This is a genomic window from Streptomyces sp. NPDC002680 (assembly GCF_042889145.1).
Taxonomy (GTDB): Bacteria; Actinomycetota; Actinomycetes; order Streptomycetales; family Streptomycetaceae; genus Streptomyces; species Streptomyces adonidis.
Window position 1 is genome coordinate 180051 of the sequence record NZ_JBIAQP010000015.1, and the last position, 12121, is coordinate 192171.

The following is a 12121-nucleotide window of genomic DNA, read 5'->3' on the forward strand; positions in this document are numbered from 1 at the left end:
TTCACCAAGCCGGTCCGCCCCTGCAGTCAGGACAACCCCATGTCCACCGTCCGAGGACTCTCATAGGCTTGTCTCACCGTCGAAGTCGGGGGAGACAAGTGGCTTCTGCAGGCCAACCATCCTGGATACACCCGATTTTGCGAAAGCATCACCGATCTGTCGAGAAGCAGGTGACAGCTGCTCAAGCCGCCGCGGCGGAGTTGAACATCAAGCTGGAAGTCGACACCATCCGCGCCGCGCTGGCGTATGAGCGGGGCCAGCTTCCACGGATAGCACTCAAAAGCGCCGGCGCGCTGATCGCTTTTCTTCTCCTGTTGATAGCGATCAACCGCGGAGCATGTACGCCAGGTGGAATGCTCGAACCGACTTCCAGTGGAGACTGCACCTCGGGACCCGACGGCAGCTTCTTTTGGAAGTCCATCGGCATGTTCGTGCTCGTTCTCAGCGCGCATTGGAATGGGGCAGCGGAACGGGGCGAAATCATACCGCGCTGCTCGCGGCCGATTTACCCCTTGCTTGAGCTGCTGACGACCAGCGCAACCGTCGCCCGACCAACCACGCGATACACAGAAGGCATCAAGCTCAGCCAACAAGTCTCCCACTTGGGACTCCCGCTGCGGACGCTCGCCCGCCACGCTGCCGCAGATTTCGGCAAGCGTCGCGCCCTCCGGAGCGCACTGGCCACGCATCTCAGCCGTGTCGACGCCACCTTCATCGAGGCAGCCGACCGGCTTGTCGCCGATCGCGCGGCCTCTGCCAAACGGTTGGCCGAACTTGCAGCTGTCACCGCCAACAACATCGCCGCCGGCCGTTTCACCGAGCTGCTGCCAGCCGAGGCCCTGGCCGAGGAGGCCGCCGTCGAACCGGACCGGCTCGACGGGCGCCGCCTGGCAAGCGCCTGCCTGTGGGCGGCAGCGATCGTGATCGTGTCCTTCCTCGGCCTGTCTTCCCTGGGGGCGCCTGCGGAACTTCTAGTGCCGCTGGCGCTGGTGGCATTCCTCGTGATCGTCTACGCACTGCTGGCCTTCCTGCACGGGCTGTCGGAGGCCACGCGGTTGACGCGAAGCATCGGCGGATTCTTCTCGCCGAGCCCACCTATGTAGCGGGTAGGTGGCTTCGGGCCGTCCTCTCCGTTGTCCTCAAGGCTGTGTGAGGCGCGGGCCAGATCCGGATCACTGTGTTGGGGCGGTCAGGTGATGGCCTGTCCGCTGTAGTCGTCAGCGGAGCCGCAGTCCTCCACCAGGAGGTAGGCGGTGTTGCTGCTGCTGGCGGTGATGGTCCATGTCTGGGCGACTGTGCCCTGAGCACCGCTCCAGCACAGTGCTGTTGTGATGTCGCTGCCGGTGGTGTTGGTCAGGATGGTCTGGACGGTGACGGCTGCGCTGGCTGAGGAGCCTTGGAGATTGTTGATCCGGATCTGATCCTTGTAGATGGTCCCCGCCACGGTGTTTTTCCGGATCCGGTACAGGGCGTAGTTGTCGCTCGCCGCGCTGTGGAGCGCCGAGATGGAGACGCGGTAGGCGCGGCCGGTTTTGAAGGTGATGCTGCCGGTGGTGATGAGGGCCGTCTCGGTGCTGGAGAAGGTGACGTTCGCGGTGAGGGTCCGCTGTGCGACGAACCCGCGGCCCTGGTCTCTTCCGTGGATGCTGAGGTCGCCGTCGAGGGCGAGTCCGCGGGAGGTGAGTGTGGCGGTGGACCGGGCCGAGCCGGACGGTGCGTCTCGGACATGTAGTTCGATGGAGGAACCGGCAGTGGAGGTGTCGGCGCCGTAGCCGTTGATGTATGCCACTCCGTTGCCGCTCAACTCGTTGGCGTACAGGTTGAATACTGAGCCCGCGTAGCCGGGGACGTGCGCTTGGAGGAACAGGCCTGTCTCCTGCGCCGAGCCGTTCACCATGGGGGCGCTGAGGGAGAGGCTGGGGATTTCGTAAGTGACGGAGCCTTCTGAGCTGTAGGCGATGGCGGTGTTGAGTTCGGCGGGGGCGGACTCGTTGGCGCTGCCGGAGTAGAACTCGATCGATCCTGTCTCCGGGTTGGTGTTTCCGGGGCTGATGACCACGCGCTGTCCGGTCGCCGCGGTGCGCAGCACGCCGCCGGTGATGATGGCGCCCTTGATTGTTTTGCCGTTGATGGCGTCGGCGTCCAGCATGCCGGCGTTGATCACTCCGGCGGTGAGCAGGGCGAGCCGGGCGGAGTTCACGTCCAGGTGGTCGCCGGTGATGGAGGCAAACTTGATCTCCCTGCCGGTGAGGGTCTGGGCGACGACTTTTTCGGCGACGACGGAGTCGGCTGCGAGTTCGGGGGTGCCGACCGATCCGGCGAGGATGAGGCCGGCGATGACGACGGTGCGGATCTCCGCGTTGTCGAAGTAGGCCTGGCCTGCGGCAGATTGGTAGGTCTCCAGCCACACGGTGGCGCTGACGGTGTTCGCGGGGGCCCGGACCTGTCCGCTGATGCGCGTCCAAACAGTGGCCGGCGTGGAGGGTGCCTGGACGACGCCGAAGCCGAGGGTGGCCCCGGTGGCGTCGAGCCAGCGCAGGTAGAACTTGGCTGCTGACCCGGTCCAGTCGGCGGACGTCTTGTAGTCGACCGCGAGGAAGAACCGTTCTCCCGGCAGTGCGGGCAGGGTCGTCAGCCGTAGGCTGCGGGTCGTCTGTTGCGGTGCGGCGGCGTTCACGCGCAGGCAGCGGGCCGAGGCGTTGCCGGGGCTGTCGGTGAACCAGTCGCTGTTGTCTTCGATCAAGCTGTCGGTGTACGGGCCTTCGAAGCTGGCGTCGGGAAGGAGGTTGCCGGTGCCGATGGCCATGCGGTCGGCGTCGACCGCGCCCACGGCGATCTTGTTGCGAGTCACGGCGGCTTCGGCGAGGGCGAGTTCGTCCACGATGCCGTCCATGACCTCCTCAGCCACGACCGCTCCGGGTGCGACCGGCCCGGCCTGCCCGGACGGAGCGGAGGCGGTGCCGGAGGTCGAGCGGGCGACCAGCCGGACGTACAGCGGCTGGCCGGCCGGAACGAACAGGGTGCCGCCCTGGGGAGATTCCAAGGTGGCCCGCAGCGTCGCCGGGGTCGGCTCAAAGCCGTTCACGACGGCTGTGTGGATCTCCAGGCGGGCCCAGTCCAGCGGCACGACCGCGGCGTCGGTAAACGCGCCGGCCCAGTTCACGGCGATCCCCCCGAGAACCGAGACCACCGCCGGAGCCACCGGGGTCGGTGGAGGCGGGCCGTTGACGGCGATGACGCCGCTGGTCCCGTCGGGCTGCTGGCCGACGATCGCGCGCAGGGAGCCGTCCTCGTCGAAGACTTCGACCGCCCCGTTCTCGATGGACGAATACGCCAGGCGTGCGGTGCGGGTCGTGCGCGCCAGCTGCCGTTCCAGGACGGCGACGCGGGCGGCCAGCCGGGCGATGTCGCTGCTCACGTGGTGCCTCCGCCGTAGGTGAAGCGGTCTGCGCGCTGGAGCTGGAGGACGGCCTGCTCGGGGTCCTCGCCGGAGGCGGGCCGGATCTGCCAACCGACGATGCGGCACCAGGCGTCAAGGTCGGTCCACTGGTCGTGGACGCGGACTCGTACGTCGTCACCGGTCTGCCAGGATCCGTAGCGGGCAGCGGGGTGGTCGCGGACGGTGATCTCGGTGACCTCGCCGATGACCTGGCGGGAGACGCGTTCTTGGCGGGCGCGGGCGGCCAGCCGGTCGTTGGCCTTCTCCCCCGGTACGTCAAGGAGGTGTTCCAGGCGCAACCGTCCGTCGCGTACGGCGTCGACGGCGCGGCGCCGGTTGCGGCCTTCGCCGGCTCCGAGGGCGATGACGACCTGGGCGAGGTTGTCGGCGTCGTATTCGACGGGGACGGCCTTGACGATGTTGACGCCGGACTCGAAGTGGATGTCGGTGCGGCGCCGTCCGAGGCGGGGCCACCCGATCCGGATGCGGCCCTGGGGGGTGCCGTTGTGCCAAGCAGCTTCCTCGGTCCACTCGGGGCCGCCCTCGACGGCGGCCATGTCCGCGACGACGTCGCCGAGCGAGGGGGTGTCCCACCAGTCGATCCGGTAGGGGTCCGCCGGGGTACCGACGGTGACCTTGGAGGTGGTGTCGTCGACCTGGATGCCGAGCCGGCCGTCGGGTGTCTCCTGGCAGTACGCCCACACGTCGCGGATGACCTCGCACGGGTCCGCGTGGGTATAGGGGCCGCGCGCGTTGAGCTGGCCGTGGACGTCGTAGCGCCGGTAGGGGTAGGAACCCCAGCCGGAGGCCTCGATGTTCAGCTGCTGGCCCTCGGGGTCTGCGCGCCAGATCAGGCCGCCCCACAGCAGCCGACCGTCACGCTCAGCGTAGATCTTGGTATTGCCGGGCTCCAGCTGGGAGCGGACGAGATGGGCCAGGCGCGGTTCGACCGCGCCGGTGAGGCTTCCGGTCGCGGACAGTGCGGGCCCGAACTCGACGCCGGTCAGCGGCAGGTCCCAGGCCAGGACCTTGTCGGTGAGCGCGTCGGTAGTGAGATAGCGGTACGACGGCGATGCCATCGGGCGCGTTCCTGCTTCTCCCCCGCGCCGTGGTCTGGTGTTGCCGGTGTCGTCGTGTCAGAGGAGGCCTTCGGTGAACTCCACGTCGGCGATGAGGGACGTCGCCGCGTCCACGCCGAGGTTGCCCCACTCGGCTTTGGAGGGCTGGGTACGTATGTACAGGTCTTGGGTGGTGCCGCGCAGGGCATCGGAGAGTGTGATGGTGTCGGCGAGGACCACGGTGTTGCGGCGGATGTTGGCGCCCTGGTCGTCGTCGATGGCGGTGCTCTGCCCGTAGTCGGTGCCCAGGGCGGTCTGCATGTTGGCGAACACGTCGGCCTCCGACAGGCGCAGGCCCGCGAGGGTCACCACCAGCTTGGCGCCCGTCGCCCAGCTCGGGATGGGGACCTTCCAGCGGGCTGCGGCCGGCCAGTTGTACCACTGGCCGTTCTGCGCGACCAGTCGACTGAGCGAGCCCGGGTAGGCGGTGTGGAGGGTCCGTTCACGGCGCGGGTTCGCAATCTGCCGCAGGTCGGTGATCATGGCGCTGGTGACCGTGGCCGTGTTCGCCGGCAGGTCGAGCCGGGCGAGCGGGATCGCCGTCATCCCGGCCGGGACGGCTCTGGTCGAGGCGGAGACGCCGGACACGACGTGGAAGTAGCCGATCTCGTCGGCGGCCGGGTTCCGGTTGCCTTCGTATTCAGGGTCCTCCACGCGCAGGCACAGGAAATCTGAGCGGGCCGACGAGCCGGTGGGGGCGATCGGCACGGAGGCATCGCCCACGTTGTACTGGGTGTAGCTGCCCTGGCCCCAGGCGGCGCCCCGTACGACGGCCGAGCCGTCGCCGACGCGGACGCCGGCACCGGGGGTCGCCCACGCTCTGACCTTCAGGTCGTTGCCTTCGGTCACACCCTGGTTCCCGGACGCGAGGTCACGGATCATCATCCGGAAGGCGCGCGCGGGATGGGTACCGCCATGGGTCAGCATGGGCGGCTGTATCAAGGCCATCTGGGAGTGCTCTCCTCTACAGGGCGGTGTGGGCGTCGCGCCACGACACCGTGAGGCGCGTGGAGTTGGTGTAGTCCGCGCCGATCCACCGCAGTTCGCTCGTCCCCGGCGGGATCTGGAACAGGTCGAGGCGGGATACGGAGGAAAGGGCGGTGGCGACGTTGCCGCCGTTACGCAGGACCCAGCGTGTTCCGGGCCGGGTGTCGATCTGGAGGATGTCGCTCTCACCGAGCGTCAGCGACAGGTCCAGGACCCGCCCTGTCTCGGTGATCCAGATACGCGGGTTCACCACCGGGCCCTTGATCCGCAAGGAGGGCCAGGCGGGCAAGTCACCAGCGTTGGTCGCCCACCCAGGACGCTCCACCGGATTGGAGACGCCGGTTGTGATCGGCGCGGTCACGGGAGCAGTGAACCCTCCGTTGTCGTCGCCGCGCGCGAGGGGAAGAGTGACCTGCTGCTCGGGTTCTCCGTGCCATACCGGGTCGGTCACTTCGAACACAAGGTTCAACGGGATCCAGCCGAAGACAGCCTGTGCCATGGACACCGGCTCGACGTCGCGAATCCTTCCCAGCACGCGCTTGGGCCCGGCGCGGCCCGGCCAGAACACGCGCAGCGTCTGCAAAGCCCCTGCGGTTTTGCGCGTCGTGGGGTCCGACGCGGCACGCTTCAGCTCAGCCAGGGCATCGCCAGCGGCGGCCGGATCGCCCGGTGTGCGGATGCCGGCTTCGATCGCCACCGTCTGGGTGCCGTAGTAGTCCACGCCGGGGAAGGCGCCGTCCTCGGTCGGCAACTCGACATCCTGAGAACGGGCTTTGGGCGTGCCAAAGCCGGTGATGTCACCGACGGGGTAGCGGGTTCCGGGGCCCAAGAGGACACCGGCGAAGTCGACCTGCCACTCCTGCGTGATCGTGGCCATCAGAGTCGACCTCCTCGCTGGGCGTTCCGAAGGCGCCGCATGATCTCTGTGCCGACGCGGTCGGCCGCTTTGGCGTCGGCGCCGCCGTTGACGGTCACGGGCATGGCTCCGACGAGCGCGGCGGGCCGCTCCTCGCGGACGACGACGACCTGCACACCGGACTGTGGGCGGGCGTCGACCATGTGGATGGGCCCTGCGGCGCCGGACGGTGTGAGCTGGTAGCCGAAGCGTCCGGCCACGTCGCTGAGGACTGCGGTGGCCGGGCGGCGCTGGGCCTGGCCGAGCGGGACGAACGCCTCCCCCTGGGTGGCGGGTTCGGCGAACCGCACGATGCCGTTCGACGTGGCGTAGATGCCGGGGGTGAGGATGCCGCCGTTGAGATAGGCGAGACCCTTGGTGGCCTTGTCCAAGTCGGACAGGAACCGTCTGGACTTGCCGCCGAGAGCGTTCTGGATACGGGCCCTTCCCACGGTGGCGATCTCGATGACGCGGTCCTCGTCCAGTTCAGTGGCTTCGGCGACGTCGTGCAGGCCAGTCTTCGGCGTCTTGATCGCCCCGATGACGGCCACCAGGTCGGGGAGGTCCTCGTCGGGGATGGTCTTGTTCGCGGACTTCGCCGCGTCGTTGGCGGACTTCGCCTTCTTCCGGGACTTCACGGCCTCGGCCGCGAGGGCTTCCGCGTCCATGTCGCCCTGCTCCGCGAGCACGCCGGCCAGGTCGGCGTAGCCCAGCGCCGACAGCTTCGCAAGGTTCGTCTCGAACGCCTGCTGGTCCCTGACCGCGTTCTTCAACTGGGTGGTGAAGTCGCCCAGGGTGGCCTTCGCGACCGCGCCCAGGCGCTCCAGATCCTTCGTCATCTCCTGGACGTAGCGGGAGCTGCCGGTGGCCATCTTGCGGGTCAGCTCCACACCGTCCTCGCCCATGGCCTCCAGGGCGTCGGCGACCTCCTGCCCCGCGCGCCGGGCCACGGTGGCGAGGTTGCGACGCCAGGCCGCGGCCTTCTTCGACGCCTTGTCGAGGTTCTTCTCGAACAGGGCCAGGTCGAAGATCTCGACCTCCTTGCCCCGGCGTTTGACCGTTCGCATCGAGTCCCCACGGATCGACGACACCGAGGCCAGCTCCGGCCGGGCGGCGGGACTGTAGGACCAGCCCGACAACCCGCCGTCGGCGTACCAGTCGACGTCCTTACCGCCGAGGCGCCGTACGACTTCCGCGGTGATCGCCCGGGACCGGGCGCGCTTGTTGTGGGCGAGCGGGATGTACGCCTCCGGTCCTGCGGCTTCCTCGGCCCACACCCGCCACGAGCCGGCTCGGGCTATCTGCGCGACGTGGTTCTCGCGTTCGCGTACGCCGCCGTCGGCGTAGAAGTCGAGGACCGAGCCGTTGGCCTGCTTGACGGGTGCCTGGATCGAGTCGGGAACACCGTTGGCGTCGCGGTCCCACGACGATCCCTGACGCTGGATGATGAGCGGCACGACCACGGGCGGGGGCTGGTTCGCCCGCACGCTGACGGTGACGGTCTTGCTGCCAGGAATGTTCTGCACCGAGACCCCGATGGCGTCGAGCTGGGTCCTGACCGCGGCCATGTCGCCGGACAGCAGAGCGGACGTAAGCGACGCGGCGGCCTGCGAGCCCTTTTCCTTCGACACGATCGTGACCAGGTCGAGCATCCCCGCCCAGGAGTCCCGGGCGTTCAGGCCCGCCGTGCGGAAAGCACCGACCACACCCGCCAGGTCGGGGGCCTTCACCTGTGCGTCAGCACCCCAGACCGACTGCAGGGTGCCCATGGCCTCCTCGACGCGGCCGTCGAGGAGAGCATTCTTGAATCCGGCGGCCGAATCCTTGCCCTTGCGGCGGGCGACCTCCGCAATCAGTTCCATACCGCGTTCCAGCTCTTGGCGCGCATCCGCCGAACTGGCCTTCGCGGCCTCGCCGAGCTGGCTGAACGCCATCTTCGAGGTGACCCTCGCGAACGCGGCCGGGTCGTTCGTCTCGGAGGCCTTCGCCCACTCGCGGGCGATCTTCTCCCCGTACTGGGCGGCGATGGCGGGCAGCAGGTCCAGACCCTGCTTGTACGCCTCGGTGGACCGCTCGGCGTCCTCGGTGACGATCGCCTGCATCTCGTCGGCGATCTTCGTCTTTCCCGCTTTCAGGTTCTTGACGAGCTCGGCGAGCATCGGCGCCGAGTCGACGCCGAGTTCCGCGAAGTGGCCCGTCAGGTCGCTGTAGCCCTGGATGGCCAGCTCGGACAGGTTCGACTGGAAGTTCCTCTGTGCCTCGGCCTGGGCGCGCAGTTCCTTCATGTAGTCGCGAAGCGACACCTTCGCGTCGTCGGCGTCCTTGCCCGCCTTGCGCATCGCCTCGCCGGCCTGGGTCTGCGCGTCCTTGAACGCCCTGGACGGGTCGACCGCGTCCCCGACGGCGGTTGCCAGGGCCTTCATGTCGTCCGTGTACTGGGGGGCGCCGTTCTTGTCGAGAGGGATCAGCTGGTCCAGGTTCCATGCCGAGTTGCTGGTGGCCTGCTGCTTGATCTTCGCGGCGATGATGCGTTCCTGCTCCAGGCGCTCCTGGTAGTCCTTGATGGACTGGTTCCAGATCGTGCGCCGGTCGTCGAGCGCCTGCTTCGCCTCGGAGAACTTGGTGACGTTCTCGACGCCACCGGGCTCTTCCCCGGCGAGGACCTTCCGGTTGTACTCCAGGGCGTCCTGGTCGAGCCGCGCCTTGAGCGCAGACAGTTTCGCTCCGCCCGAAGTGATCGCGTCGACGGCATCGTTGATATCCACCCCAGCGTCCTTCAGCGTGTCGAGGTCGTCCCCGCCGGTGATCTGCTCGACCAGCTTGCGCAGCGCCAGACCGCTGCCCTGCTGCTCGCCCTCCGACTGCAACGCTGCGACGAGTTCCTCCGTCGCGTCCTTCGCCTCCTGCTTGGACGCCGTATAGGCCGCGTATCCCAGGGTGCCGACCGCGAGCAGCGCGGTCAGCCCGGACACCGCCAGGCCCGCCCCGCCCAAGACAGTCGGCAACAGCGCACCACCGGCCCGGGTAACGGCCAAGTTGTTGCGGAATCCGGTGACTTGGAGGCTCAGTTTCGCGAACGCGGCCCGCGCGATCAGGGTGGTGGCGACGAGGACGGCCAGCCCTGCTGCCACGGTCTTCACCGGACCGGGAAGGCCGTTGACCGCCCCGGCGAAGACGTTGAGGGTTTCACCGACCGCCTGCAGCGCGGGCAGTAGTGCTCGCCCCAGGTCGATGCCCACCGCGCGGGCCTGGTTGCCGAATAGCTGCCACTGCCCGGCGGTGGTGTCCATCTGGATGTCGTAGGCCCGCTGCGTGGCCCCGGCCCGCGCGACCTCGTTGGCGATGCCCGCGTACGTGTCCGCGTAGTTGTTGCCGTCCGCCGCCGCGAGCGCCAGCGCGGCACGCGTCGCCCGGATGTCATGCCACAGGGTCGACAGGTTCTCCGCCGAGCCGCCGACTGACTGGTTCAGCTTGTTGACCACCACATACAGGCCGTCCTGCTCCACAGCGGACGCGGTCGACTCATACCCCAGCTCCCGGATCTCTTCCTTGAGTTCCCGGGTCGGCTGCATCAATCGCGTCATCAGCATGTTCAGTGCCGTCGCGGACTCAGCGGCGGGGATACCGGCCAGCGTAATCGCGGCCAGCGCCGAGGAGAGGTCGTCGAACTCCACGCCGGCCGCGGCAGCCATCGGCACCACGTCACCGAGCTGCTGCGCCAGGTCCTCGTAGCTGATGACGCCAAGGTTGACGGTCTGGAACATGACGTCCATGACGTCGGCCGCGTCCGACGCCTCAAGGCCGTACGCCTTGAGAACGCCCAGCAGCGCGCGGGCGCTCACCTCGGACGTGGTCAGGCCTGCTGCAGCTCCCCGGGCGGCGATCTCCAGGATCGTCATCGCCTCGGCGCCGTCGAAGCCCGTGCTGACGACCTGGTAAAGGCCCTCCGCCAGTTGTTCGGCGGTCTGCGGGAGCTCGGTGGACAGCTCCACGATCTGGTCGGTGAACTGTCCGACCGTGTCGCCAGTGATCTGCTGGCTGATCGTCAGGATGTTCGCCATCGCCTTTTCCAGGCCGATGGCGCTGGCCACCCCGACGCCCAGGACGGCACTGATGATCAGCCCGGTCTGGGCGAGGGAGACGGCACGCTGGTGACGGGCGGCGGCGAGCCCAGCCTCCGCCCGGGCGGTGCGCTGCGCCGAGGCCGCCGCGTTGCGGGCGGCGGCGAGCTGGGCTTCGTCGCGCGCCGCCACCGCGTTGCGGGCGCGTCCTTCCGAGGTCGCCACCACGCCGGCGGCGCGGGCGGCTGCCGCCTGGACGGCCGTGGTTCTGGTCTGGGCTGCCGCGTGGGTCTGTGCCGCACGGGCCGCCGCCGTCTGAGCGGTGGCCGCCGTGCGCGCCGCGGCCGTGGCACCCCGGCCGGTGACGGTGGCGGCTCGCGCGGCCATGGTCTGCGCGAGCGTCTGCGCGCGGGCGGCACGCTCCCCCGCCACGGCCTGGGCCGCGGCGGCGGCCTGCGCGCGGGCCGATGTCCGGGCGGCGACCGCCTGCGCGCGGGCGGCTACCTGCTGGGCCCGGGCGGCACGCTGCGCGGCCTGCGTGACCTGGGCCTGGGAACGCACCATCTGCGCCGAAGCCTCCGCCTGCGCACGGGCGAGCTGCCGGGTGGCGTTCTGGACCCGGTTCAGGCGGTTGTCGACACCGCCGAGTTGCCCGTCGAACGCGCGGAGCTGGGTTGCTCCCGTGCGCAGACCACTCGTCAGGTTGCCGAAGTTGGCCATCATGTTGACGTACAGGTTGTAGGCGCCGGCCACGGCTACGTGTCCTTCCGGGGCCGAAGCCCGATCTTGACCCCACGCCCCTCTGGACCCTCCGGCACCTGGTCCCGCTCCATCTCGATCAGCTCGCACCCCGGGCAGCGCGTCGTTTCCGGGATGTAGGCGAACCGGTCTCCGCCGTTCGTCTCGTCCCACTCACCGGCTCGGGTGCCGCAACTGGCGCACACCGCGCGCGCATACGCCAGCCACGCCAGGGCCTTCGCCCGGTCCAGAGTCGACCAGCGCCCCTCGCCGGCCCCGGTGAACTGGCTGTGCGGGATGCCGTACTGCGCACACAGCTCCATCTCAGCCCGGAAGCCCGGATCATCCGTCAGCCTTTTCCCAGGTCGGCCCGCAGCGTCTGGTTGGGCAGGAGAGCGGCGGTGAACAGCGCCTTGGCATCCGCGTCAGACCACTCGTCCAGCAGCTCCTGCGCTTCGCTCTCCCCCATACCGTCCACCGAGCAGGCCGCGATCAGAGCAGCGGGGAACGACTCCACGTTGTACTCGTGGCCCATGTCCGCCTGGGCCTCGGTCGGCGGATGCTCGCCCAGCAACTGCGCCCACACAGGCCGGGGCAGCGCCCGGAAGGTGAGCCGGATCGTTCCTTCCTCCAGCGCGTTCTCAGCGGATTCCACCGCGGAGAGGGCAGCGAGCACGTTCGGGTGCGCCTGGATCCACTGCTCGCGCGCCTCTTCGGCCACACCCTGCTCGATCGATTCCGCCGAAGCGGACGTGCGGGCCTTGGCAAGTCCCAGCGCCGCTTCACTGACCCCCGTCTTCAGCCGAGGATCGTCGACGAACGTCACCGGACGCTGGGCCAGCTTCCGGGCCCGCAGGCGCTCCATCTTCGCGGACCAGTGGGC

Annotated in this window: 8 protein-coding genes; 1 reads left to right on the forward strand and 7 read right to left on the reverse strand. The window is 69.0% G+C overall.

All coding sequences use genetic code 11. The features are described 5' to 3' along the window. The first annotated feature begins 98 nt into the window (after positions 1 to 98). Positions 99 to 1103, forward strand: coding sequence for a hypothetical protein (locus tag ACFYXF_RS34830; RefSeq protein ID WP_389355790.1), 1005 nt, complete (start codon positions 99 to 101; stop codon positions 1101 to 1103). An 86-nt stretch (positions 1104 to 1189) separates the two neighbouring features. Here the strand turns inward: ACFYXF_RS34830 and ACFYXF_RS34835 are convergent, their stop codons facing one another. Genes ACFYXF_RS34835 through ACFYXF_RS34865 form a run of 7 tightly spaced genes read right to left on the reverse strand, consistent with a single transcriptional unit; the run spans position 1190 to position 12103 of the window. Beyond that, positions 1190 to 3418 carry a hypothetical protein gene (locus tag ACFYXF_RS34835; RefSeq protein WP_389355791.1) on the reverse strand — a complete coding sequence of 743 codons (2229 nt, stop codon included), beginning with the start codon at positions 3416 to 3418 and terminating at the stop codon, positions 1190 to 1192. Continuing rightward, positions 3415 to 4518, reverse strand: a complete 1104-nt coding sequence (locus ACFYXF_RS34840) for a hypothetical protein (RefSeq protein ID WP_389355793.1) — start codon at positions 4516 to 4518, stop codon at positions 3415 to 3417. The genes ACFYXF_RS34835 and ACFYXF_RS34840 overlap by 4 nt, the downstream gene beginning before the upstream one ends. Before the next feature lie 57 nt (positions 4519 to 4575). Further along, positions 4576 to 5505 (reverse strand): hypothetical protein, encoded by a 930-nt coding sequence (locus ACFYXF_RS34845; RefSeq protein WP_389355795.1) that lies wholly within the window; start codon positions 5503 to 5505, stop codon positions 4576 to 4578. Between the two features lie 16 nt (positions 5506 to 5521). Then, a complete protein-coding gene (locus ACFYXF_RS34850; RefSeq protein ID WP_389355796.1) occupies positions 5522 to 6421 on the reverse strand; it encodes a phage distal tail protein in 900 nt (299 codons plus the stop codon). Further along, complete coding sequence (locus tag ACFYXF_RS34855) at positions 6421 to 11253, reverse strand: phage tail tape measure protein (protein ID WP_389355798.1); 4833 nt, start codon at positions 11251 to 11253, stop codon at positions 6421 to 6423. The genes ACFYXF_RS34850 and ACFYXF_RS34855 overlap by 1 nt, the downstream gene beginning before the upstream one ends. Positions 11254 to 11255: 2 nt before the next feature. Further along, the gene (locus tag ACFYXF_RS34860) at positions 11256 to 11561 is read right to left on the reverse strand and encodes a hypothetical protein (RefSeq protein ID WP_389355799.1); all 306 of its coding nucleotides are present in this window, start codon (positions 11559 to 11561) and stop codon (positions 11256 to 11258) included. Between the two features lie 26 nt (positions 11562 to 11587). Then, positions 11588 to 12103, reverse strand: a complete 516-nt coding sequence (locus ACFYXF_RS34865) for a hypothetical protein (RefSeq protein WP_389355801.1) — start codon at positions 12101 to 12103, stop codon at positions 11588 to 11590. Between the last annotated feature and the right edge of the window lie 18 nt (positions 12104 to 12121).

Coding starts and splice junctions, on each gene's coding strand:
- ACFYXF_RS34865 (WP_389355801.1), bottom strand. CDS start 12,103: ATGGAGCGCCTGCGGGCCCGGAAGCTGGCCCAGCGTCCGGTGACGTTC.
- ACFYXF_RS34845 (WP_389355795.1), bottom strand. CDS start 5,505: ATGGCCTTGATACAGCCGCCCATGCTGACCCATGGCGGTACCCATCCC.
- ACFYXF_RS34860 (WP_389355799.1), bottom strand. CDS start 11,561: ATGGAGCTGTGTGCGCAGTACGGCATCCCGCACAGCCAGTTCACCGGG.
- ACFYXF_RS34840 (WP_389355793.1), bottom strand. CDS start 4,518: ATGGCATCGCCGTCGTACCGCTATCTCACTACCGACGCGCTCACCGAC.
- ACFYXF_RS34850 (WP_389355796.1), bottom strand. CDS start 6,421: ATGGCCACGATCACGCAGGAGTGGCAGGTCGACTTCGCCGGTGTCCTC.